General features: G+C 70.4%; 19 protein-coding genes. 2 read left to right on the forward strand and 17 right to left on the reverse strand.

Annotation, left to right across the window (positions count from 1 at the left end; translation table 11 throughout):
- Positions 1-62: 62 nt before the first annotated feature.
- Both AB0B85_RS07450 and AB0B85_RS07455 read right to left on the reverse strand, forming a co-directional pair.
- Positions 63-770 (reverse strand): zf-HC2 domain-containing protein, encoded by a 708-nt coding sequence (locus AB0B85_RS07450; RefSeq protein WP_357404598.1) that lies wholly within the window; start codon positions 768-770, stop codon positions 63-65.
- Positions 767-1,261 carry a sigma-70 family RNA polymerase sigma factor gene (locus tag AB0B85_RS07455; protein ID WP_030334158.1) on the reverse strand — a complete coding sequence of 165 codons (495 nt, stop codon included), beginning with the start codon at positions 1,259-1,261 and terminating at the stop codon, positions 767-769. Before AB0B85_RS07455 ends, AB0B85_RS07450 begins: the two co-directional genes overlap by 4 nt.
- Before the next feature lie 248 nt (positions 1,262-1,509).
- Here AB0B85_RS07455 and AB0B85_RS07460 point away from each other — a divergent pair, with 248 nt between their 5' ends.
- On the forward strand, positions 1,510-3,624 hold the full coding sequence (locus AB0B85_RS07460) for a PhoX family phosphatase (protein ID WP_357404600.1): 2,115 nt from the start codon (positions 1,510-1,512) through the stop codon (positions 3,622-3,624).
- Positions 3,625-3,739: 115 nt separating this feature from the next.
- On the opposite strand, the gene AB0B85_RS07465 is transcribed toward AB0B85_RS07460, so the two are convergent.
- Positions 3,740-4,522 (reverse strand): IclR family transcriptional regulator C-terminal domain-containing protein, encoded by a 783-nt coding sequence (locus tag AB0B85_RS07465; RefSeq protein ID WP_357404602.1) that lies wholly within the window; start codon positions 4,520-4,522, stop codon positions 3,740-3,742.
- Positions 4,523-4,676: 154 nt separating this feature from the next.
- Here AB0B85_RS07465 and AB0B85_RS07470 point away from each other — a divergent pair, with 154 nt between their 5' ends.
- Positions 4,677-5,903, forward strand: a complete 1,227-nt coding sequence (locus tag AB0B85_RS07470; RefSeq protein WP_357404604.1) for an MFS transporter — start codon at positions 4,677-4,679, stop codon at positions 5,901-5,903.
- 25 nt (positions 5,904-5,928) lie between these two features.
- Here AB0B85_RS07470 and AB0B85_RS07475 read toward each other — a convergent pair whose 3' ends face one another.
- The 14 genes from AB0B85_RS07475 to AB0B85_RS07540 form a co-directional block, all read right to left on the reverse strand.
- Positions 5,929-7,014 (reverse strand): polyprenyl synthetase family protein, encoded by a 1,086-nt coding sequence (locus tag AB0B85_RS07475; RefSeq protein ID WP_357404606.1) that lies wholly within the window; start codon positions 7,012-7,014, stop codon positions 5,929-5,931.
- Between the two features lie 90 nt (positions 7,015-7,104).
- Positions 7,105-8,658: an NADH-quinone oxidoreductase subunit NuoN gene (gene nuoN / locus AB0B85_RS07480; RefSeq protein ID WP_357404608.1), complete on the reverse strand. Its 1,554-nt coding sequence runs from the start codon at positions 8,656-8,658 to the stop codon at positions 7,105-7,107.
- On the reverse strand, positions 8,655-10,187 hold the full coding sequence (locus tag AB0B85_RS07485; protein ID WP_357404610.1) for an NADH-quinone oxidoreductase subunit M: 1,533 nt from the start codon (positions 10,185-10,187) through the stop codon (positions 8,655-8,657). The genes nuoN and AB0B85_RS07485 overlap by 4 nt, the downstream gene beginning before the upstream one ends.
- A gap of 64 nt (positions 10,188-10,251) precedes the next feature.
- Positions 10,252-12,177, reverse strand: coding sequence for an NADH-quinone oxidoreductase subunit L (gene nuoL / locus AB0B85_RS07490; RefSeq protein ID WP_357404612.1), 1,926 nt, complete (start codon positions 12,175-12,177; stop codon positions 10,252-10,254).
- A gap of 12 nt (positions 12,178-12,189) precedes the next feature.
- Positions 12,190-12,507 carry an NADH-quinone oxidoreductase subunit NuoK gene (nuoK, locus tag AB0B85_RS07495; RefSeq protein WP_112638712.1) on the reverse strand — a complete coding sequence of 106 codons (318 nt, stop codon included), beginning with the start codon at positions 12,505-12,507 and terminating at the stop codon, positions 12,190-12,192.
- On the reverse strand, positions 12,507-13,277 hold the full coding sequence (locus tag AB0B85_RS07500; protein WP_357404615.1) for an NADH-quinone oxidoreductase subunit J: 771 nt from the start codon (positions 13,275-13,277) through the stop codon (positions 12,507-12,509). Before AB0B85_RS07500 ends, nuoK begins: the two co-directional genes overlap by 1 nt.
- Positions 13,274-13,915 (reverse strand): NADH-quinone oxidoreductase subunit NuoI, encoded by a 642-nt coding sequence (gene nuoI / locus AB0B85_RS07505; protein ID WP_357404617.1) that lies wholly within the window; start codon positions 13,913-13,915, stop codon positions 13,274-13,276. Before nuoI ends, AB0B85_RS07500 begins: the two co-directional genes overlap by 4 nt.
- Before the next feature lies 1 nt (position 13,916).
- On the reverse strand, positions 13,917-15,269 hold the full coding sequence (gene nuoH / locus AB0B85_RS07510; protein WP_357404619.1) for an NADH-quinone oxidoreductase subunit NuoH: 1,353 nt from the start codon (positions 15,267-15,269) through the stop codon (positions 13,917-13,919).
- Entirely contained in the window at positions 15,266-17,773 is a 2,508-nt protein-coding gene (locus AB0B85_RS07515) for an NADH-quinone oxidoreductase subunit G (RefSeq protein WP_357404621.1), read from the reverse strand. The genes nuoH and AB0B85_RS07515 overlap by 4 nt, the downstream gene beginning before the upstream one ends.
- Positions 17,773-19,089, reverse strand: a complete 1,317-nt coding sequence (nuoF, locus tag AB0B85_RS07520) for an NADH-quinone oxidoreductase subunit NuoF (RefSeq protein ID WP_357404622.1) — start codon at positions 19,087-19,089, stop codon at positions 17,773-17,775. Before nuoF ends, AB0B85_RS07515 begins: the two co-directional genes overlap by 1 nt.
- Positions 19,086-20,282: an NADH-quinone oxidoreductase subunit NuoE gene (gene nuoE / locus AB0B85_RS07525; RefSeq protein WP_357404624.1), complete on the reverse strand. Its 1,197-nt coding sequence runs from the start codon at positions 20,280-20,282 to the stop codon at positions 19,086-19,088. The genes nuoF and nuoE overlap by 4 nt, the downstream gene beginning before the upstream one ends.
- On the reverse strand, positions 20,279-21,604 hold the full coding sequence (locus AB0B85_RS07530; protein WP_357404626.1) for an NADH-quinone oxidoreductase subunit D: 1,326 nt from the start codon (positions 21,602-21,604) through the stop codon (positions 20,279-20,281). Before AB0B85_RS07530 ends, nuoE begins: the two co-directional genes overlap by 4 nt.
- Positions 21,601-22,338, reverse strand: coding sequence for an NADH-quinone oxidoreductase subunit C (locus tag AB0B85_RS07535; RefSeq protein ID WP_357404629.1), 738 nt, complete (start codon positions 22,336-22,338; stop codon positions 21,601-21,603). The genes AB0B85_RS07530 and AB0B85_RS07535 overlap by 4 nt, the downstream gene beginning before the upstream one ends.
- Positions 22,335-23,012 (reverse strand): NADH-quinone oxidoreductase subunit B family protein, encoded by a 678-nt coding sequence (locus AB0B85_RS07540; RefSeq protein WP_357404631.1) that lies wholly within the window; start codon positions 23,010-23,012, stop codon positions 22,335-22,337. Before AB0B85_RS07540 ends, AB0B85_RS07535 begins: the two co-directional genes overlap by 4 nt.
- Between the last annotated feature and the right edge of the window lie 3 nt (positions 23,013-23,015).

The following is a 23,015-nucleotide window of genomic DNA, read 5'->3' on the forward strand; positions in this document are numbered from 1 at the left end:
GGCGGTCGGGCCGCGAGACGGTCAGGGGGTCAGGGGGGTCAGGGGGGTCAGGGGGCGGGGGGTCAGGGGACCGCGTAGGTGAGGATGGGTGTGCCGTCGGCCCGTTGGAGTTCCACGCTCACCAGCTCGGCATCGGTGAACCTGGTGGCACCGGTGACCTGGAGGGCGTCGCCCGGCGCGGCCAGCCAGGAGCCGATCTGTTCGCTGGCGCCACTCGGGCCGTGGGCCACCAGCCGGAACGGGTACGCCTTGCCGTAGCTGGCCCGGGCGTCGTACCCGCAGCGCATGGTCACCTGGGTGCCCCACTTGGTGCCGACGAGCCCGATGTCGGCGTGCACCGGCCCGGTGCTGGCCACCGGACGCATGGCGACCATCGACACCTGCGGCGTCGGCGTGCCCTGGGCGACGGGCGGCCCAACGGGCCGGGGCAGCACCATCGCGGTGCCCACACCGACAAGCACGGCCAGCCCGGCGGCGGCAAGCGTGGTCAGCGCGTACCGTCGCCGGTCCGTGGCGCGATCCCGACGCCGGCGACGCCGGGCCTCGTCGAGCAGGGTGGGCACCCGGGGCGGGGCCGGTGGCGGCAGGATCTGCTCCAACCCCACCGGGTCGAGCCGGCCGAGCAACCCGGGCAGGACGGCGATCTCGGCGACCGCCTCCCGGCAGGACGCGCAGCCGCCAAGGTGCCGTTCGTAGGCCGCCCGCTCCGCGGGGGCCAGGGCACCCAGCACGTACGCGCCGTCGTCGTGCGCGAACTCGCACCGGGTCATCCCGTCACTCCCATCTCAGCCAGGACCAACCGTAGGGACCGCAGCGCGTAGTGGGTGCGGGACTTCACGGTCCCCGGTGGCACGCCCAGGCGGGAGGCCGCCTCGGCCACCGACCGTCCCTGGTAGAAACACTCGACGAGCACTTCCCGGTGGGTCGGGCTGAGCCGGTTGAGCGCCTCGGCGACGGTCCACGCCTCCACCGCCCGCTCGGCCTCGTCGATAACCTCGGGCGGCTCGGGCAGGTCGTCGGTGAAGACCTCGCCGACCCGGGTGGACCGCCGCCGCCAGGCGTCGATCGCCAGGTTGCGGGCGGTGGTGAAGAGCCAGGACCGCACCGATCCGCGCCGGGGGTCGAGTGACTCCGGATGTCGCCAGGCCCGCAACAGCGTCTCCTGCACCAGGTCCTCGGCTCGCTGCCGATCGCCGTTGACCAGCCGCAGGGCATGCGCGTACAGCGCCTCCGCGTGCTCGTCGTGCAGCGCGCGCAGCAGTTGGGCGTCGTGGTCGCTGATGGCGGTCTCCCTCGCTTCCGGCGCGCGTCCGGCGGTGCGTCCGCTCGGGAATACGTGCGGTCACGCCGATCGGTTCAGCCCGAGGTCAGACCGGTTACCCGCGGTAGCCGCCCGGGGAGGTGTTCACTGCCGGTTCACATCGTGGCCGACGCGCGCTCACCACGTCCTCCTACCGTCCGCCTGGTACGCCGCCTGCCGCGCCACCGACTCCTCTGGAGGCTTCCCCCATGAGCGACCGTCCCCGGCTGCTGCCGCTGCTGACCGGCAGCCGCCACGGCACCCGTGACGCCATGACCTGCCTGTACCGCTGCGGAAACGCCTGCGACCACCCGGTCCCGAACACCTCCGACAACGCGTACTTCGGCGACGTGGTGAGCGCGGAGGTCTCGCGGCGCGGAGTGGTCCGGGCCGGCGCGGTCGGCGCGCTGGTCCTCGGCTTCGGCGGCGCCGTTGCCGGGGCGGCCCCGGCCCTGGCGGCCCCCGCCACCCCGGACGTCCCGGAGGCATTCGGATTCGGCCGGCCCGGCACCGGAGTGGGCAACGGCGCGCTGACCTTCAAGCCGATCCCACCGAACAAGCTGGACACCCTTGTCGTGCCGAACGGCTACGACCATGCCGTGGTGATCAAGTGGGGGGACCCGGTGCTGCCGGGTGCGCCGACGTTCGACCTGCACCACCAGAGCGCCGCGGCGCAGTCCAAGCAGTTCGGCTACAACAACGACTTCGTGGGCGTGCTGCCGCTCGACAAGCAGGGCCGGCGCGCACTGCTCGTGGTCAACCACGAGTACACGAACGAGGACCTGATGTTCCCCGGATTCCCCGGCCTGGACGGGCTCTCCGTCGAGCAACTTCGCACCACGATGGCCGCGCACGGCATGTCGGTGGTGGAGCTGGAGCGGGTCGCGGGCACCGGGCAGTGGCAGCCGGTCGACGCGGGCCGCCGGCCGTACAACCGTCGGATCACCGCGCTGAGCACCAAGTTCGACCTGACCGGCCCGGCCGCCGGTTCGGCGTGGCTGAAGACCGCCGCCGACCCCAAGGGTCGTACTGTCGTCGGCACGCTCAACAACTGCGCCGGTGGCGTGACCCCGTGGGGCACTGTGCTGTCCGGCGAGGAGAACTTCAACCAGTACTTCGTGGGCGCCGACGCCGCCCCGGCCGAGCTGAAGCCGAAGCTGGACCGCTACGGCATCGGCACCGCGAGCCGTTACCCCAGCGGCAGCCGCAGGTGGGAGCGCGCCGACGAACGCTTCGACCTGGCCAAGCACCCCAACGAGGCGCACCGGTTCGGCTGGATCGTCGAGATCGACCCGTTCGACCCGGAGAGCCGCCCACGCAAGCACACCGCGATGGGCCGGTTCAAGCACGAGGGCGCGAACGTCATCGTCGCCAGGGACGGCCACGTGGTCGCGTACATGGGCGACGACGAGCGGTTCGACTACCTGTACAAGTTCGTCTCGGATCAGAAGTTCCTCAAGGGCAACTCCTGGGCGGCCCGCAAGCACAACCTGACCCTGCTGGAATCCGGCACGCTCTACGTGGCCAAGCTCGACCAGACGAGCGCCGCCGAGATCGACGGCTCGGGCCAGCTTCCCACCGACGGCGCGTTCAACGGCCGAGGTCGCTGGATCAAGCTGGTCAGCGGCAACCGGTCGTTCGTCGACGGGATGACCGCCGCGGACGTGCTCACCTTCACCCGGCTCGCCGGTGACAAGGTCGGCGCGACCAAGATGGACCGCCCCGAGGACGTGGAGCCGAGCCAGCTCACCGGCAAGGTGTACGTGGCGCTCACCAACAACACCGACCGCGGTAAGGCCGGCAAGGCCGCCGCGGACGAGGCCAACCCGCGCAACGCCAACAAGCACGGGCAGATCCTGGAGCTGGTCGAGGACCGCAACGACAACACCGCCGAGACCTTCGCCTGGTCGCTGCCGATCGTCTGCGGTGACCCGACCGACGCGTCGACCTTCTTCGCCGGGTACGACAAGACCAGCGTCTCGCCGATCTCCTGCCCGGACAACGTCGCCTTCGACGCCACCGGCAACCTGTGGATCTCCACCGACGGCAACGCGCTGGGCAGCAACGACGGCCTGTTCGCCACCGCCGTCGAGGGTCCGGAGCGGGGTCACCTCAAGCAGTTCCTGACCGTACCGGTCGGCGCGGAGACCTGTGGGCCGTTCATCACCGGCGACAACCGCTCGGTCTTCGTCGCCGTGCAGCACCCGGGTGAGATCACCGGCGCCTCGGTGGAGAACCCGGCCTCGAACTGGCCCGACGGTGACTACGCCAAGCCGGGTGTGGTGGTCACCTGGCGTCTCGACGGTGGCCCGGTGGGCAGCTGACGGTGCCGCCGCGGGCGGTGGACCGCTGAACCTCACTCACGGCGGGTCCGGCGCTGGACCGCCACGAGAGGCCCTCTCCCAGCCCGGGAGAGGGCCTCTCGCCGTCGGTGCGGGGTCAGGTGTCGGCGGCGATGCCGTCGGCGACGCTCCGGGCGACGGTGAGCAGTTTGGCGCGGACCACCCGGGCGGAGGTCATCATCTCGCTGGCCGGCAACGCGCAGGCCAGCACGACGCGGCGCTCCATGTCCTTGTCCGGCGCGACGAGCACCGCCGCGCACGCCACCCCCTGCCGGAACTGACCCAGCTCCAGCTGCATGCCGCGCCGGTCACCGGCGGCCAGATCGGCCTCGAACGCCTCGGTCGTGGTGAGCGTGGCGTTGGTGAACTGACGCATGCCGTACTCCCGCAGGTAGCGGTAGCGCTGATCGGCGGTCAGGGTGGCGAGCAGCGACTTGCCGAGAGCCGTCGCGTGCGCCCCCTCGTCGAAGCCGGGGACCAGGTCCTCCAGGTAGGGCGAGCGGTGGCCCTCGGCGACTGCCGTGAGCGCCACCTGCCCACCGACGAAGCGACCCAGGAAGTGGCTGTAGCCGGTGTCCAGAGCGGCCCGCCGGAGCGTCTCACCGACCACTGGCGGGCCGCGGAACGCGGTGACCAGCTCCCGGTAGCGGTCGGCCACCTCCAACCCCACGATGTACGTGCCGTCCTCGCGACGGATCACGTAGCCCTCGTAGGCGAGCGTGCGGACCAGGTGGTAGGTGGTGGCCACGGTCAGCTCGCACCGTCGGGCGATCTGCTTGACCGTCAGGCCTTTCGGGGCACGACCGACCGACTCCAGCACCCGCAGCGCTCGGGACACGCTGCGAATCAGGTCCGAAGGTTCTGCCAAGGGGTCGCGCACAACCACCTCCGCCGCCGGGGACTTACACCATATGAAATACAGGCCCACTGCGAAATGCCTGTTCGGGTGGAGGATGCCAGATCATCACCCACAGCGTGTACCCCGGTAGTCACCAAGCGTTGCCCGAGCAGGGTTCACGTAGCTTTGCCGGACGATGACAAACACCGTCTCCACCTCCGACCTGACAGTCGTCCGCCCCCACCCGGTACGGGCCAGCGCCGGCGCGGTCGCCACCACAGTGGCCTGCGTGCTGCCCGTCTTCCTGCTCGGCGGTCTCGCCGTGCAGATGGGCGCGGACCTCGGTTTCTCCCCTGCCGGTCTCGGCCTGGCCGTGGCCGTCTACTTCGGGGTCAGCGCGCTGGCCTCGGTACCCTCCGGCCGGCTCGTCGAGCGGTACGGGCCGGCCCTGGTGGCCCGCTGCGGCATCGTGCTGGCCGCCGGGTCGATGCTGGCGGTGGCCGCTCTCGCCCGGTCGTATCCGGCGCTTGTCGGCCTGCTGGCGGTAAGCGCCGCCGCGAACGCGCTCGGCCAGTTGGCGAGCAACACGGCGCTGGCCCAGCACGTACCGGCCCGACGGCAGGGGTTGTCGTTCGGCGTGAAACAGGCCGCCATCCCCGCCTCCACCCTGCTGGCCGGGGCGGCGGTGCCCGTCTTCGCGCTCACCGTCGGCTGGCGCTGGGCGTTCGTGGCTGCCGCCGGGGCCGCGCTGACGACGCTGCCCGCCGTACCCCGGCAGTTGCCCGGCCCGGCGCGGCGGACCGGAGCGGCGCGTGCGGGCCGGGCGACGATGGCGCTCCTGGTGCTCGGCGCGGCGGCGACGTTCGCCGCTGCCGCCGCCAACGCGCTCGGCACCTTCCTTGTCGACTCCGCCGCGGCTCGGGGTCTCCCGCCCGGCCTGGCCGGTCTCACCCTGACCATGGGCGGCGCGGTGTGCCTGGCGGCCCGGGTGGGCGCCGGCTGGTCTGCCGACCGGCGCGACACCGGTCACGTCGCCGTCATCGCCGCGATGCTTGTCGTCGGCGCGGCCGGGCTGGCCCTGCTCGCGTGGGCCGGCCCGGTGCCGCTGGTGGCCGGCGTGCTGCTCGGGTTCGGCCTGGGGTGGGCCTGGCCCGGCCTGATGACCTTCGCGGTGGTCCGGCTCCACCCGCAGTCACCGGCCACCGCCACCTCGATCACCCAGACCGGGGTGTACGCGGGCGGCTGCCTCGGCCCGCTGAGCCTGGGCCCACTCGCCGCCCACCTCGGCTACCCCGCCATGTGGACCACGGCGGCGGTGGCGATGCTGCTCGCCGCCGCCCTCATGCTCGCCGGCAGTCGGCTGTTGACCGCCGACGGTGGTCAGGGTGGGGTGACCCGGTCAGACGGCGTGGTGCCCCGGTAGCGGCCCGAGCGGACGGGGTGCGCCCTCAGCTGGTGCGGTCGGCGATGTAGTCGCAGAGCGACTCGAGCGCCTGTCGGGACGGGCCCTGCGGGAGTGGGGCCAGTCGCGCCCGGGCGTCCTCGGCGTAACTGCGCACTGTCTCCCGGGCGCGCTTGAGGGCCGGGCTCTCCCGCAGCAGCCCCAACGCCTCGGCGTGCAGCGCGTCGTCGGTGAGCGGGCCGGTCGCGAGGATCTCCCGCAGCCGCATCGAGGACGCGTCGGCGTCGTCCGCCGCGCGGGCGTAGAGCACCGGCAACGTCGGGACACCCTCGCGCAGGTCCGTGCCGGGCGTCTTGCCCGACTGACCCGACTCGGAGGCGATGTCGAGCAGGTCATCGGTGAGCTGGAAGGCGACGCCGATCGTCTCGCCGTACCCGGCGAGGGCCTCCACGTGCTCCGGAGCGGCGCCACCGAACATGCCGCCAAACCGGATCGACGTGGCGATCAGCGAGCCGGTCTTGTCGGAGATCACGTTCAGGTAGTGGGTCACCGGGTCGTCCTCGGCGCGCGGCCCCACGGTCTCCGCGATCTGGCCGTGCACCAGCCGGGCGAAGGTGCGCGCCTGCAACCGGACCGCCTCCGGGCCCAGATCGGCGGCGATGTCCGCCGCGCGGGCGAAGAGGTAGTCACCGACCAGGATGGCGAGCGAGTTGGTCCAGCGGGAGTTCGCACTCGGCGCACCCCGACGGACGACTGCCTCGTCCATCACGTCGTCGTGGTAGAGGGTGGCGAGGTGCGTGAGCTCCATCACCACAGCGGCCGGGACCACCTGCGCGCTGCCGGGGTCACCGAACTGGGCACCGAGCGCCACCAGCAGCGGCCGGAAGCGCTTCCCGCCGGCTTCCAGCAGATGCCGGGCAGCCTCGGTGACGAACGGGTCGGCGCTTGCCACACTGGCTCGCAACTCGACCTCGACCGTGTCCAGCACACCCAGCACGGACGCCTCGACGCGGGGATCGGCGAGGTGGAGCCCGAGCGCGCCGAACTGACTCGTGCTCGCCCGACCCCGCCGACCGCCGGAGCCGGAGGAAACTGAACGCTCGCCCGCCGGATTCACCACGCTATCAACCATGCCACACCCGTTCTACCTGCTCCGGGTCGGGGATACGCACCGGGGGTCGGCACGTGGACACGCGCCGACCCCCGGTGATCGATCCCTCGGTCATCTAACGAATTCGGCGGCTCCGGTGGCCAGATCGAGCAACGGCGCCGGGGCGACGCCCAGCACCAGGGTCGCCAGCACACCGATCATCAACGCGGCAGCGGTGAGCCCACCGGGCACCATGACGGTCGGGGTGGACTCGCCCGGCTCGGACAGCCACATCATCACCACGACCCGCAGGTACGGGAACGCGAGCACCATGCTGGTCAGCACACCGGCGATCACCAGCCAGGTCTGCCCACCCTCCAGCGCCGGCCCGAAGACCGCGAACTTGCTCATGAAGCCGCTTGTCAACGGGATACCGGCGAAGGCCAGCAGGATGAAGGTGAACAGGCCGGCGAAGAACGGCGAGCGGCGGCCCAGCCCGGCCCACCGGGACAGGTGGGTGGCCTCCCCGTCGGAGTCGCGCACCAGGGTCACCACCGCGAACGCGGCAAGCACCGAGAAGCCGTACGCGACCAGGTAGAACATCGTGCCGGCCAGCCCGTCGCGGCTCGGCGCCAACACCCCGACCAGCAGGTAGCCGGCGTTGGCGATCGAGGAGTACGCGAGCAGCCGCTTGATGTCGGTCTGGGTGACCGCGAGCACCGCGCCGAGCAGCATGGTCAGCACCGCCACCACCCCGAGGACCGGGGTGAAGTCCCAGTTGGCGTCGGCGAACGCGACGTGGAAGACGCGCAGCAGGGCACCGAACGCGGCGACCTTGGTGCAGGCCGCCATGAAACCGGTGACCGGGGTCGGCGCACCCTGGTACACGTCCGGGGTCCAGACGTGGAACGGTGCCGCCGCGGCCTTGAAGAGCAGGCCGATGGCGAGCAGCGCCATACCGGCGAAGAGCAGCACCCGGCTGGCCGGCGACTCGCTCACCGCCGCGTTGATGGTGGCGAAGTCGACGCCGGCCACCCGGCCCGGGATACCGGCGGTGAAGCCGTAGATCAGGGCCACGCCGAACAGGAAGAAGGCGGAGGCGTACGCGCCGAGCAGGAAGTACTTCATCGCGGCCTCCTGACTCAGCAGGCGGCGGCGACGGGCCAGCGCGCAGAGCAGGTAGAGCGGCAGGGAGAAGACTTCAAGCGCGATGAACATGGTCAGCAGGTCGTTCGCCGCCACGAAGATCAGCATGCCGCCGATCGCGAACGTGGTGAGCGGGTAGACCTCGGTGAGGCCGTTGCGGCCCTCGGCCTGCCGCCGGTCGTCGGCCGACTCGGCGGTCACCGCCGCCTGGGCGACGAACGCCCCACCCAGCTCGACCGAGCGGTCACCGATCAGCAGCAGCGCCATCGCGGCCAGCACCAGGATCGCGCCCTGGAGGAACAGCGTCGGGCCGTCGATCGCGAGGGCCTGGCCGGCGGTGATCATCCGCTCGTCCGCGTTGAGCACCACCATGGTCAACGCCGCGAGCACCGCGAGCAGCGCCAGCGTCAACTGCACGACGTGCCGCCAGCGCCGGGGCACGAGGGCCTCGACCAGCACGCCGAGCAGGGCGGTGCCCAACATGATCAGGATCGGGGAGAGCGCCGCGTAGTCGATCGACGGCAGTTTGAAATCGGTCACTTTGCCGCCTCCTGGACGGTGCCGACCGACGGGGCCGGGTCGGTTCTGCCGATGTCGTCCATTGTCGCCTGGACGGCCGGGTTGATCACGTCAGTGACCGGCTTGGGGAAGAAGCCGAGCAGCACGATCAGTGCGATAAGTGGCGCGACCACTACCTTCTCGCGCAGGTTGAGGTCCCGCCGCATGCCGTCGACCTCGGTGAGTGTCGGGTTGAGCGTGCCCTGGGTGGTGCGCTGCACCATCCACAGCACGTACGCGGCGGCCAGGATGATGCCGAGCGTGGCGATGATCGCGACCGGCTTGTTCACAGTGAAGGTGCCGATCAGCACCAGGAACTCGGAGATGAACGGCGCCGTACCGGGCAGCGCGAGCGAGGCGAGACCGGCGAAGAAGAGCACCCCGGCGAGCACCGGGACCAGCTTGCCCGCCCCACCGAAGTCGCTGATCAGGGCCGACCCACGCCGGGAGATCAACATACCCACCACCAGGAACAGCAGGCCGGTGGCCAGCCCGTGGTTGAGCATGTAGAGCACCGCGCCGGTGCCGGCCTGGGTGGTGAAGGCGAAGATACCCACCCCGATGAAACCGAAGTGCGCGATCGAGGTGTACGACACCAGCCGCTTGAGGTCGTTCTGACCGACCGCCAGCAGCGCCGCGTAGACGATGCCGATCACGCCCAACGCCAGCGCCCACGGCGCGAACCACTTCGACGCCTCCGGGAACAGCGGCAGGCAGTAGCGCAGGATGCCGAACGTGCCGACCTTGTCCAACACCCCGACGAGCAGGGCCGCGGCACCCGCCGGGGCCGCGCCACCAGCGTCCGGCAACCAGGTGTGGAACGGGAAGAACGGCGCCTTGATGGCGAACGCGAGGAAGAAGCCGAGGAACAGCCACCGCCCGGTGCCGGTGCTGATGTCGACCTCCGACAGCGCCTGCCAGTCGAAGGTCTTGCCACCGACCACCCACAACCCGATCACGGCGGCCAGCATGAACAGACCACCGACGAGCGAGTAGAGGAAGAACTTCACCGCCGCGTACTGCCGCTGGTGGCCGCCGTAGCTGCCGATCAGGAAGTACATCGGGACCAGCATGACCTCGAAGAACACGTAGAACAGGAAGACGTCGGCGGCCGCGAAGACACCGATCATCGTGCATTCGAGGACCAGCAGCAGTGCGAAGTAGACAGGCACCGACCGCTTCGACGACTCCGCGTCATGCCAGGAGGCCAGGATCACCAGCGGCACCAGCACCGCGATCAGCATCAGCATCACCAACGCGATGCCGTCGGCGGCGAAGGTGAAGCTGACGCCCCAGTCCGGGATCCACGAGTACGACTCGCGGAACTGGAACCGGTCACCGCCGGCCTTGAAGCTGACCCACATCACCACCGAGAGCACCAGCACCAGCAGTGACCAGACGAACGCCACCTGCTTGGCCAGCTCCGGCCGATGGCGCGGCAGGAAGGCCACCACCAGGGCGCCCACCAGTGGCGCCACGGTGAGCACCGAGAGGAACGGGAAGTTGGACATTATGCGGCCTTACCTCCGTCGTCACTGCGTGGTCCGCCGGCGGGGGCGGCCGGGAACAGGTCGATCACGCCAACCACCCCGCCTGCACCGCCAGGAACGCCGCCATCACCAGCAGCGCACCGGCCAGGATCGAGGTGGCGTACGAGCGGACGAAACCGGTCTGCATCCGCCGGAGCCGACCCGAGCCACCGCCGACCGCGGCGGCGAGCCCGTTGACCAGCCCGTCGACACCCCGGTTGTCGAGGTAGACGAGCGCCCGGGTGAGGAAGATGCCCGGCTTCTCGAAGACCGCCTCGTTCACCGCGTCCGCGTACAGGTTGCGCCGGGCGGCGGTGACGAGCACCCCGGCCGGCTGCGGTGCGGTGGCCGTGCCGGCCCGGAACAAGAACCAGGCCAGCCCTGCGCCGAGCACCGTCACCAGCAGCGACAGCGTGGTGATCACAGCGTGCGAGAGGACCGGCCCGTGTTCCGCGTGCTCGTCGCCCAGGCCGGCGGTCGCCGTCAGCCAGTCGGGCACCGACGTGGAGAGCAGGAAACCGGCACCGACCGATCCGGCGGCCAGCAGGATCAGCGGGACGGTCATCAGCTTCGGCGACTCGTGCGGGTGCTCGATGTCGTCGGTCCAGCGCTTCGGGCCGTGGAAGGTGAGCACGAACAGTCGGGTCATGTAGAACGCGGTGAGCCCCGCACCGAGCAGCGCCGCCCCGCCGAAGAGCCAGGCGGTCCAGTCGTCCCGCTCGAAGGCGGCCACGATGATCGGCTCCTTGGAGAAGAAGCCGGAGAACGGGAACATGCCGATGATGGCCAGCCAGCCCATCATGAAGGTCAGCCAGGTGACCTTCATGTACGTCGACAGCCCACCGAAGCGGCGGATGTCGACCTGGTCCTTCATCCCGTGCATCACCGAACCGGCGCCCAGGAACATGTTGGCCTTGAAGAAGCCGTGCGCCAGCAGGTGCACGATGGCCAGCGCGTACGCACCGCCACCCAGGCCGACCCCGAGGAACATGTAGCCGATCTGACTCACCGTCGACCAGGCGAGCACCCGCTTGATGTCGTCCTTGGCCGCGCCGATGATGCAGCCCATCAGCAGCGTCAGCGCGCCGACACTCACCACCACGAGCTGGAGCGTCGAGTTGGCGGAGAAGATCGGGTTGGACCGGGCGATCAGGTAGACGCCCGCGGTGACCATGGTGGCGGCGTGGATGAGCGCCGACACCGGGGTGGGGCCCTCCATCGCGTCCGGCAGCCATGCCTGGAGCGGGAACTGGCCGGACTTGCCGGCCGCACCGAGCAGCAGCAACAGGCCGAGGACCAGCACGGTGGCGCCGGTGAGCGAGCCGACCCCGTTGAACACCTCGTCGTACTGGGTGGTGCCCAGGGTGGCGAACATGATGAAGATCGCGATGGCCAGGCCGGCGTCGCCGACCCGGTTCATCAGGAACGCCTTCTTGCCGGCGGTGGCCGCGCTCGGCCGCTCGTACCAGAAGGAGATCAGCAGGTACGACGCCAGACCGACGCCCTCCCAGCCGACGTAGAGCATCACGTAGTTGTTGCCGAGCACCAGCAGCAGCATCGCCGCGACGAACAGGTTGAAGTACGCGAAGAACCGGCGACGGCCGGCGTCGTGCGCCATGTACTCCACCGCGTACAGGTGGATCAGGAAGCCCACCCCGGTGATCAGCAGCACGAAGACCGCGGCCAGCGGGTCGAACAGCAGGCCGAAGTCGACCCGCAACTCACCGACCGCGATGAAGTCCCAGAGGCTCAGCTCGACCGACTTGTTTTCCAGGCCGCGAAGCTGGAGGAAGGACGTCAGGCCGAGCACGAACGCGGCACCGATGGCGGTGACGCCCAACCAGTGCCCCCAGCGGTCGGCCCGGCGGCCGAGCAGCAGCAGGATGGCCGCGCTGAGCAGCGGGATCGCCACCAGCAGCCAGACGCCCCCGAGCAGCCCCGTGGCCTGGGCGTATTCCACAGTCTCTTCCACCGGTGGACCCCTCTAGTACTTGAGCAGGTTGGCGTCGTCGACACTCGCCGAGCGTCGCGTCCGGAAGATGGACATGATGATCGCGAGCCCGACCACGACCTCGGCCGCCGCCACCACCATCACGAAGAACGCCATGATCTGACCGTTGAGATCACCGTTGATCCGGCTGAAGGTGACCAGCGTCAGGTTGGCCGCGTTGAGCATCAGCTCCACGCACATGAACAGCACGAGCGCGTTGCGTCGGACCAGCACCCCGGCGGCGCCGATGGTGAACAGCACCGCGGCGAGAACGAGGTAGTAGGTCGGCTCGACCGAGAAGAACGATTCCATTACTTGTCCGTCCCCTTCAGCGAGGTCTCTTCGGCGGTCAGCTCACGCTGCGGAAGGATCGCCGGGGTGCTGCGGTCGGTGAGCCGGCCGTCGGGCAGCCGGGCGGGGGTGGCCACCGAAGAGGAGGTCGCGAAGACGCCGGGGCCCGGCTTCGGACCGGGGTAGTTGCCCGGGGCGAAGCGCGCCCGCATCGTCGACACCTGGTCGACCTTGTCCTGCTTACGCCGCTCGACGTGGGCCAGCACCATGGCACCGACCGCCGCCGTGATCAGCAGTGCCGAGGTCAACTCGAACGCGAAGACGTACTTGGTGAACAGCAGCCGGGCGATGCCCTGCACGTTCCCCTCCGCGTTGGCCTGCTCCAGCCCGACCGCGGGGGTGCCGTCAAGCGCCTGGTAGAGGCCGGTGGCGACCAGGCCGGCGAAGCCCAGGCCGAGCACGATCGCGGCGACCCGCTGGCCGCGCAGCGTCTCGATCAGCGAGTCGGTGGAGTCCCGACCGACGAGCATCAGCACGAAGAGGAACAGCATCATGATCGCGCCGGTGTAGACGATGATCTGCACCATGCCGATGAACGGACCGGCCTGGAGCACGTAGAACACGCCCAGACAGAGCATGGTCAGCACCAGCCACAGCGCCGAGTGCACGGCGTTGCGCGCGGCCACCATCCCGATCCCGCCGATGAGCGCGAGCGGGGCGAGGATCCAGAAGGTGACCGCCTCGCCGCTGGACACCGAGCCGGCGGCGGCGAGCACCGTAGACGTGGTCATGCTTGCTCTCCCTTGCCGGCCGCCGCGCGCTGGGCGGCCTGCTCGGCGCCCGGGAACGTCACGCCGGGGTGCTCCTCGACCTGGTAGCGGCCGGGACCCATCGGGGACGTCTCCGCACCGGCGGAGGTGCCCGGGTTGTCGAGCGCGCCGACGTAGTAGTCCTTCTCGCTGTCCCCGAGCCGCATCGGGTGCGGCGGCTGCTCCATGCCCTCGAGCAGCGGCGCGAGCAACTGCTCCTTGGTGAAGATCAGGTCCTGCCGGTTGTCCCGGGCCAGCTCGTACTCGTTGCTCATGGTGAGCGACCGGGTCGGGCAGGCCTCGATGCACAGTCCGCAGAAGATGCACCGGGCGTAGTTGATCTGGTAGATGCTGGCGTACCGCTCACCCGGCGAGAAGCGCTGCTCGTCGGTGTTGTCGCCACCCTCGACGTAGATCGCGTCCGCCGGGCAGGCCCAGGCGCACAGCTCGCAGCCGATGCACTTCTCCAGGCCGTCCGGGTGCCGGTTGAGGATGTGCCGCCCGTGGTAGCGCGGCGCCGACACCGGCGGCTTGAACGGGTAGTCGGTCGTGACGACCTTCCTGAACATGTGCGAGAAGGTGACACCGAATCCCTTGAACGTTCCGGTGATCGCGCCCACGTCACACCTCCCTGGAGTCCGAGCCGGCAACGATGTTTGCCGGCTCCCGCTCGGCGACCACGCGCGTGATGCGCGGGCTCGGTGGTACCTGAAGATCCATCGGCGGCAGCGGGAAGCTCCCGTACGGCCGGTTGTCGACCTGCTCCTGCGTCGTCGGCTTCGGCTGCGGCTTCCGGCTGGGCCAGAAGATCGTGGCGATCAGCAGGATGCCGGCCGGAACGCCGACGGCGATCATCTTGCTGCGCGAGTCCCAGTCCTCGATGGAACGCAGGCCCGACAGGACCAGGATCCAGACCAGGTTGATCGGCAGCAGCACCTTCCAGCCGAGGCGCATGAACTGGTCGTAGCGCAGCCGGGGCAGCGTGCCGCGCAGCCACACGAAGACGAAGACCAGCGTGATCACCTTGCCGAAGAACCAGAGCATCGGCCACCAACCGGAGTTGGCGCCCTCCCAGATGGTGATCGGCCAGGGTGCCCGCCAGCCGCCGAGGAACAGCGTGGTGGTGACCGCGGACATGGTCACCATCGCGACGTACTCGCTGAGCATGAAGAGCGCGAACTTCAGCGAGCTGTATTCGGTCATGAAGCCGGCGACCAGTTCGGACTCGGCCTCGGGCAGGTCGAACGGCGCCCGGTTGGTCTCACCCACTGTGGCGATGAAGAAGATGACGAAGCTGGGCAGCAGCAGGATCGCGTACCAGCCGGGGGCCGGCAGGTCGAAGCCACCGATGCTGAGCTGCGTCCCGTGGGCCTGCTTGGCGACGATCCCGCTGGTGCTCATGGTGCCGGCGGTCATGAAGACCGCCACGATGCTCAGGCCCATGGCGACCTCGTAGGAGATCATCTGGGCGCTCGACCGCAGACCACCGAGGAGCGGGTACGTCGAACCGGAGGCCCAGCCGCCCAGCACGACGCCGTAGACGCCCATCGACGAGCAGGCCAACAGCAGCAGCACCGCCACCGGCACGTCGGTGACCTGCAACGGCGTGTGGTGGCCGAAGATGCTCACCATCGGACCGAACGGCACCACCGACAGGGCGGTGACCGCGCAGATCACCGAGATGGTCGGGGCGAAGAAGTAGACGACCTTGTCGGCCGCCTTCGGCAGGATGTCCTCCTTGAAGGCCATCTTCAGGCCGTCGGCGAGGGTCTGCAGCAGACCGAACGGGCCGACCTGGTTGGGGCCGGGCCGCACCTGCATGTAGCCGACCACGCGCCGTTCGAACCAGACACCGAGCAGGGTGGCCAGCAGACCGAAGGCGAACGCGAAGACGATCTTGCCGAGAACCAGCCACCACGGATCCCGGCCGAAATCGGCAAGCGTCGGGTCCTGAGCCAGGACGATCGGACTCACTGGTTACCCCCGGAGTTGAGGAGCGGACCCGGGAGACCGGTCTCGTCCGCCGCTACCCGCCCGGCCGGAACGACCGCGCTCGGTGCGGGGACGGAGATCCGGACAACCGCGCCGGACGTCGCCCCGAGGCTGCGTCGCACGGTCGAGCCGGGTGAATTGGTCGGCAGCCAGACAACGCCGTCCGGCATCTCGGTGAGCTCGGCCGGCAGGGTGAGTGCCCCCCGGTCGGTGCCGACGGTGACCGCGTCGCCGTCGGCGACACCGAGCGCGTCGGCGGTGCCCTTGCCCAGCCGGACCACCGGCGGACGAGCGGTGCCGGCGAGGTTCTCGTCACCCTCGGTCAGACTGCCGAGGTCGACCAGTTGGTGCCAGGTGGCCAGCACGGCCTCCCCGGCGCCCGGGTGCGGCACCCGGCCCGGTGCCACCGACGGCGCGGACGGTCGCGACGTACGCGTCGCCGGCAGCGAGCCCAGCTCACGACGCACGCTCGGCACGTCCGCGGTCCCGAGCCGCACGTCGAGCAGCGCGGCCAGCGCGTCGAGCACCCGACCGTCGGTCATCGCGGCGGTGTTCAGCACCGCCTCGAACGGGCGCAGCCGGCCCTCCCAGTCCAGGAAGCTGCCGGCCTTCTCGGCCACCGGTGCGATCGGCAGCACCACGTTCGCCCGCCGGGTCACCGCGGTGGGCCGCAGCTCCAGGCTGACCAGGAACGGCACCGCGTCCAGGGCGGCCTCGGCCAGTCGCGGATCGGCCAGGTCGTTCGGGTCGACCCCGCCGACGACGAGCGCACCGAGCTGCCCGTTGGCGGCGGCGTTGAGGATGCCGTCGGTGTCCCGACCGGCCTGGCTCGGGATCACCCCGGCCGGGATGTCCCACGCCTCACCCAGCTCGGCGCGGGCGGCCGGCTCGTTTACCAGACGTCCACCCGGGAGCAGGTTGGGCAGGCAGCCCGCGTCGACAGCGCCGCGGTCACCCGCGCGCCGCGGCACCCAGGCCAACTTCGCGCCGGTACGCCGGGCCACGTCCGCCGCGGCGGAGAGCCCGCCCGGCACCCCGGCCAGCCGCTCGCCGACGATCAGGATCGCGCCCGGCGCGCTCAGCGCCTCGGTGACCGTGGCGTGTTCGGCGAGCACGCTGGCCTCCTCGCCCGGCACGACCCGGGCCAGCTTGGCGCCGAGCTTCTCCAGGCCGCGGGTGGCGAACGGCGCCAGCGCGTACACCGTCAGGGTCTTCTTCAGGTACGCCTTGCGCAGCCGCAGGAAGAGGATCGGGCACTCCTCCTCCGGCTCCAGGCCGACGAGCACCACCGCCGGCGCGTTCTCCACGTCGGTGTAGGTGACGTCGGTGACCCCGGCGACCGAGCTGGCCAGGAAGTCGGCCTCCTCGCGGGAGACCGGCCGGGCCCGGAAGTCGATGTCGTTCGTGTTGAGCGCGACGCGGGCGAACTTCGCGTACGCGTACGCGTCCTCGACGGTCAGCCGGCCGCCGGTGAGCACCGCCGTGCCCTGCCCGCCCTCCCGGGCGGTGTGCAGGCCTTCGGCGGCCACGGTGAGTGCCTCACTCCAGGAAGCCTCGCGCAGCTCACCGGTGCGCTCGTCGCGGACCAGCGGGGTGGTCAGCCGGTCGGTGGCCCGGGTGTACTGGAAGCCCCACCGGCCCTTGTCGCAGTTCCACTCCTCGTTCACCGCCGGCTCGTCGCCGGCCAACCGGCGCAGCACCTTGCCGCGCCGCCAGTCGGTGCGCTGCCCGCAGCCGGCCGAGCAGTGCTCGCACACGCTCGGGCTGGACACCAGGTCGAACGGGCGGGCCCGGAAGCGGTACTGGGCACCGGTAAGCGCCCCCACCGGGCAGATCTGCACGGTGTTGCCGGAGAAGTAGGAGTTGAACGGCACGTCGCCGGCGTCGCCCTCTTCGCCGTACGCGTCGTCCCGATAGATGTTGATCTCTTCGGCGGACGACCGGCCCATCAGGTCGATGAACTTGTCGCCGGCGATCTCCTCGGAGAACCGGGTGCACCGTTGGCAGAGGACACAGCGTTCACGGTCCAGCAGCACCTGGCTGCTGATCGCCATCGGCTTCTCGTACTCCCGCTTGTGCTCGTGGAAGCGCGAGTCGGTGCGGCCGGTGGACATCGCCTGGTTCTGCAGCGGGCACTCACCACCCTTGTCACACATCGGGCAGTCCAGCGGGTGGTTGAGCAGGAGCAGCTCCATCACCCCCTCCTGCGCCTTCTTGGCGACCGGCGAGGTGAGCTGGGTCCGGACCACCATGCCGTCGGCGACGGTCTGGGTGCAGGAGGCGACCGGCTTGCGCTGACCCTCCACCTCGACCAGGCACTGCCGGCACGCGCCGGCCGGGGCCAGCAGCGGGTGGTCGCAGAACCGGGGGATCTCGGTACCCATCTGCTCGGCGGCCCGGATCAGCAGCGTCCCCTTGGGGGCGGTGACCTCGACTCCGTCGATGGTGAGGGTGACCGTGTCGGTCTGCTTGGCTACGTCCGTCATCAGTGAGCTCCAACCAGCTGCTTGTCGGAGAGCTTCGGCGCGGTCCGTCCCTCGATGTAGTCGAGGTAGTCCTGCTTGAAGTACTTGAGCGACGAGGTCACCGGGCTGGTCGCGCCGTCACCGAGGCCGCAGAACGAGCGGCCCAGGATGTTGTCGCAGGTGTCCAGCAGGGTTTCCAGGTCCTCGTGGGTGCCCTGACCGGCGAGGATCCGCCGGTAGACCCGGACCATCCAGTAGTTGCCCTCCCGACACGGGGTGCACTTGCCGCACGACTCGTGGTGGTAGAACTCCAGCCACCGGTACGTCGCGTAGACCGGGCAGTCCTGGTCGGAGAAGATCTGGGTGGCGGTGGTGCCGAGGATCGAGCCGGCCGCCGCCACGCCCTCGAAGTCGAGTGGCACGTCCAGGTGCTCGGCCGCGAGCAGCGGGGTCGACGACCCGCCCGGGGTCCAGAACCGCAGGTTGTGACCGGGCTGCATCCCGCCGGCCAGCTCCAGCAGCTCGCGCAGCGTGATGCCCATCGAGCACTCGTACTGGCCCGGGTTGACGATCCGGCCGGACAGGGAGTAGATCATCGGCCCGGAGGACTTCTCGGTGCCCATGGACTTCCACCAGTCGGCCCCACCGAGCACGATCGGCGGCACACTGGCGATGGTGCCGACGTTGTTGACCACCGTGGGGCTGGCGTACAGGCCGTGGGTGGCCGGGAACGGCGGGCGCAGCCGCGGCTGGCCCCGGAATCCCTCAAGCGAGTCCAGCAGCGCCGTCTCCTCGCCGCAGATGTACGCCCCGGCGCCGGAGTGCACCACCAGCTCCAGGTCGTAACCGCTGCGCAGGATGTTCCGGCCGAGGTAGCCCTTGTCGTACGCCTCCTGGACCGCGTTGCGCAGCCGACGCGCGGCGTGCACCGCCTCGCCCCGGATGTAGATGTAGGCGCGGCTGGCCCGGATCGCGTACGACGCGATGATCACGCCCTCGACCAGCGCGTGCGGGTCGTGGGTCATCAGCGGCAGGTCCTTGCAGGTGCCCGGCTCGCCCTCGTCGGCGTTGACCACCAGGTAGTGCGGCTTCCCGTCGCCCTGGGGGATGAAGCCCCACTTGAGACCGGTCGGGAAGCCCGCGCCACCCCGGCCCCGCAACCCCGAGTCCTTGATCAGCTGGATCAGGTCGTCCGGGTGGGCCTTGAGCGCCTTACGCAGGGCGGCGTAGCCGTCGAGCTGCTCGTACGTGCCGATGCGCCAGGCGTCCGGCGACAGCCAGCGCTTGGTGAGCACCGGCGTCAGCTTGGCCACGGTCTCCGGGCGGGGAGTGGTCACTTCTGGGCCCCCGTTTCGTTCGCGGCGGCGGAGTCCGCGCCACTGGCGCTCGCCGACGCTTCGTTGAGGTTGCGCTCCTGCGCGCCGGTGGAGTCACCAGCGGGTTTGCCGTCGCCGGCCGGGGCGTTGTCCGCCACGCCGGCGGCCTCCGCCTCCTGCGCGTCGCGCCCGGAGGGCCGCGGCGCGTCCGTCGGGACCTTGGTGCCGGGCGCGTCCGGCACCGCGGTGCCCGCGTCCGGTTGCCGGGTCTCGGCGGTACGCACCTGCGGCGACTTGGCGTCCGGCGCCTGCACGTCCCGGGTGGTGCTGCCGGTGGCGTCCGCCGGCTCGGCGGTCCGAGTGGCGTCCGCCGGCCCGGTGGCGTCCGCCGGTTCGGCGGCGGCTGTCGTGCCCGTCGGGGCGGATGCCCCGTCGCCGCCCTTGACCGGGGCGGCGGTGGCCTCGACGGGCGCCGGCTTCGCGGCCTCGGCCTTCGCCTTCGCCTCGGCGGCGGCCCGGTCCGCCTCCGCCTTGCTCCGGATCGGGGTGTTCGGGTCGAAGCCCGGCACCGAGACGCCGTGCTGCTGTGCCAGCCGCAGACCGCGCAGGGTGGGCTCGCCCGGCCCGCCGTCGGCGACCGCGCCGTCGCGCTCGTCGGCGAAGCCGGCGAGCTGCACCGCCATCTCCTTGAGCGTGCAGAGCCGGGCGCCTCGGGTCGGCATCGGCCGCCCGCCCGCCCGCAGCTCGTCGACGACACCGACAGCGGTGGCGGAGTCCACACCGTCGAAGAAGTCGTAGTTGACGGTCATCACCGGGCCGTAGTCGCACGCCGCCAGGCACTCGGCGTGCTCAAGCGTGATCGTGCCGTCGGCGGTGGTCTCGTCGTGCCCCACGCCCAGGTGCTCGGACAGGGTGTCGTAGACCTCCTGGCCACCGAGCACGTTGCACATGGTGTTGGTGCAGACGCTCACCAGGAAGTCACCGGTCGGCTTGCGCTTGTACATCGTGTAGAAGGTGGCCACCGCACCGACCTGGGCCTTGTTCAGCCCCAGCACCTCGGCGCAGAAGGCGACCCCGGCCGGGGAGACGTACCCCTCTTCGGCCTGCACCAGGTGCAGCAGCGGCAGCAACGCCGAGCGGGACCGGTCCGTCGGGTAGCGGGCGATGATCTCGCGCGCCCGCTCCCGGGTCTCGTCAGTGAAAACAACACTCATCGGTCACAACCACCCATCACCGGGTCCAACGAGGCACCGCCGGCGATCACGTCGGCGATCAGACCGCCCTCGGCCATCGCCGGGAGGGCCTGGAGGTTGACGAAGCTGGGCTCCCGGTAGTGCACCCGGTACGGCCGGGTGCCACCGTCGGACACCGCGTGCACACCCAGCTCGCCGCGGGGCGCCTCGATGGCGACGTACACCTGACCGGGCGGAACCCGGAAACCCTCGGTCACCAGCTTGAAGTGGTGGATCAGCGACTCCATCGACTGACCCATGATCTTCGCGACGTGCTCCAGCGAGTTGCCCATGCCGTCGACGCCGATGGCGAGCTGCGCCGGCCAGGCGATCTTGCGGTCGGCGACCATCACCGGGCCCGGACGAAGCCGGTCCAGGGCCTGCTCGACAAGCTTCATCGACTCCCGGATCTCGGCCAGCCGGACCTGGTAGCGGCCCCACACGTCGCCGTCGGGGTGGGTCGGCACGTCGAACTCGTACGTCTCGTAACCGCAGTACGGCATGGTCTTGCGCAGGTCCCAGGCGAGACCGGCGGAGCGCAGCACCGGACCGGTGATGCCGAGCGCCACGCAACCGGTCACGTCCAGCACCGCTACGTTCTTCGTCCGCTCGGTCCAGATCGGCTGGCCGGAGAGCAGGTCCTCGTACTCCTTGAGCTTCTTCGGCATCATCTTGAGGAACTCGCGGATCTTGACGATCGCCGCGTCCGGCACGTCCTGCGCCACCCCGCCCGGCCGGACGTACGCGTGGTTCATCCGCAGGCCGGTGATGGTCTCGAAGATGTCGAGGATGTATTCCCGCTCGCGGAAGCCGTACAGCATGATCGAGATCGCGCCCAGCTCCATGCCGGTGGTGGCCAGCCAGACCAGGTGCGACGAGATCCGGTTGAGCTCCATCATCAGCACGCGGATGGTGGTGGCCCGCTCGGTGATGTCGTCGGTGATGCCGAGCAGCTTCTCGACCGCGAGGGCGTACGCCGTCTCGTTGAAGATCGGGGCGAGGTAGTCCATCCGGGTCACGAAGGTCGAGCCCTGCACCCAGTTGCGGTATTCGAGGTTCTTCTCGATGCCGGTGTGCAGGTAGCCGACGACCGAGCGGGCCTCGCGGACCGTCTCGCCCTCCAGCTCCAGGATCAGCCGCAGCACCCCGTGCGTGGACGGGTGCTGCGGACCCATGTTGACGACGATCCGCTCATCGTTGATCGGGTCGGTGCCCGAGACGATGGTGTCCCAGTCTCCACCGGTGACGGTGAAGACCCGACCCTCGTCGGTCTCGCGCTCGCTCGCGTAGTTCGACGTCGTCACTGGTACGACCTCCGCTCGTTCGGCGGTTGGATCTCCGCGCCCTTGTACTCGACGGGCACGCCGCCGAGCGGGTAGTCCTTGCGCTGCGGGTGGCCCTCCCAGTCGTCCGGCATCAGGATCCGGGTCAGGTTGGGGTGGCCGTCGAAGACGATGCCGAACATGTCGTACGCCTCCCGCTCCTGCCAGTCCGCCGTCGGGTAGATGGCGGTCACGCTGGGCAGGTGCGGCGCCTCGACGGAGACCGCGGCCTCCAGCCGGACCCTCCGCCGGTAGGTCATCGAGGTGAGCAGGTAGACCACGTGCAGCCGGCGCTCGTCGGCGCCGAGGTAGTCCACGCCGGACACCGACGAGCACAGCTCGAACCGCAGCGCCAGGTCGTCCCGCAGCACCTGGCAGACCTCGGCGATCCGCTCCGGCCGGACGTGCAGGGTCAGCTCGCCCCGGTCGACGACGACCTTCTCGATCGCGTCACCGAAGGCCGGGTACGCCTCCTCCAACGCGTCGCGGACCTCGTCGAAGTAGCCACCGTACGGCCGGGACGCCTCCTCGACGGGCTGGCGCTGGCGCACCAGGCCGCCGTAGCCGGACACGTCGCCGGTGCCCTGGTTGCCGAACATGCCGCGCCCCGCCGGGCTGGCCGGCGGGTACTCGGCCGGGGCGGTGCTGCTGGCGCCGGCCGGCGTGACCGGCACCGGCACCCCGCCGTCGTTGGGCTTGTCCGTGGGAGACGTCATTTGGGACCTGCCTGCGGGTGGAGGTGGTTCTGAGCGTTCATCCAGTTCTCGATCCGCAACTGCTCCTCGCGGCCCTCGCGGACCGCCTTGGTCCACTCGGCCCGGCGGGCCTTGTCGCTGCGGTACGAGGAGGGCATGGAGCCGTAGGGCACCACCGGGACGTCGCCGCGCTCCTGGCGGGCGGCAAGCATCTTGCGGCCGTTCGGTCCGAGCGGCTCATACATGATCTTCTCGCGGAGCTTGAGGATCGCGTCGATGAGCATCTCCGGCCGGGGCGGGCAGCCGGGCAGGTACATGTCGACCGGCACGACGTGGTCGACGCCCTGCACGATCGCGTAGTTGTTGAACATGCCGCCGCTGCTGGCGCAGACGCCCATGGAGAGCACCCAGCGGGGCTCGGCCATCTGGTCGTAGATCTGGCGCAGCACCGGAGCCATCTTCTGACTCACCCGGCCGGCCACGATCATCAGGTCGGCCTGCCGGGGGGACGCCCGGAAGACCTCCATGCCCCAGCGACCCATGTCGTAGTGCGGACCACCGGCGGCCATCATCTCGATGGCGCAGCAGGCCAGGCCGAAGGTGGCGCCCCACACGGACGACTTCCGGGACCAGTTGACCAGCTTCTCCACCGAGGTGAGCAGGACGCCGGCGGGAAGCTTCTCCTCGATGCCCATCTG

The organism is Micromonospora sp. NPDC049044 (assembly GCF_040649215.1).
Lineage (GTDB): Bacteria > Actinomycetota > Actinomycetes > Mycobacteriales > Micromonosporaceae > Micromonospora.

Excerpts from the sequence above, each read along its gene's own strand:
- AB0B85_RS07450 (WP_357404598.1), bottom strand. The coding sequence starts at position 770 with ATGACCCGGTGCGAGTTCGCGCACGACGACGGCGCGTACGTGCTGGGT.
- nuoK (WP_112638712.1), bottom strand. The coding sequence starts at position 12,507 with ATGGAATCGTTCTTCTCGGTCGAGCCGACCTACTACCTCGTTCTCGCC.
- nuoE (WP_357404624.1), bottom strand. The coding sequence starts at position 20,282 with ATGAGTGTTGTTTTCACTGACGAGACCCGGGAGCGGGCGCGCGAGATC.
- AB0B85_RS07515 (WP_357404621.1), bottom strand. The coding sequence starts at position 17,773 with ATGACGGACGTAGCCAAGCAGACCGACACGGTCACCCTCACCATCGAC.
- AB0B85_RS07540 (WP_357404631.1), bottom strand. The coding sequence starts at position 23,012 with ATGGGCATCGAGGAGAAGCTTCCCGCCGGCGTCCTGCTCACCTCGGTG.
- AB0B85_RS07470 (WP_357404604.1), top strand. The coding sequence starts at position 4,677 with ATGACAAACACCGTCTCCACCTCCGACCTGACAGTCGTCCGCCCCCAC.
- AB0B85_RS07475 (WP_357404606.1), bottom strand. The coding sequence starts at position 7,014 with ATGGTTGATAGCGTGGTGAATCCGGCGGGCGAGCGTTCAGTTTCCTCC.
- AB0B85_RS07535 (WP_357404629.1), bottom strand. The coding sequence starts at position 22,338 with ATGACGTCTCCCACGGACAAGCCCAACGACGGCGGGGTGCCGGTGCCG.
- AB0B85_RS07460 (WP_357404600.1), top strand. The coding sequence starts at position 1,510 with ATGAGCGACCGTCCCCGGCTGCTGCCGCTGCTGACCGGCAGCCGCCAC.
- AB0B85_RS07485 (WP_357404610.1), bottom strand. The coding sequence starts at position 10,187 with ATGTCCAACTTCCCGTTCCTCTCGGTGCTCACCGTGGCGCCACTGGTG.
- AB0B85_RS07500 (WP_357404615.1), bottom strand. The coding sequence starts at position 13,277 with ATGACCACGTCTACGGTGCTCGCCGCCGCCGGCTCGGTGTCCAGCGGC.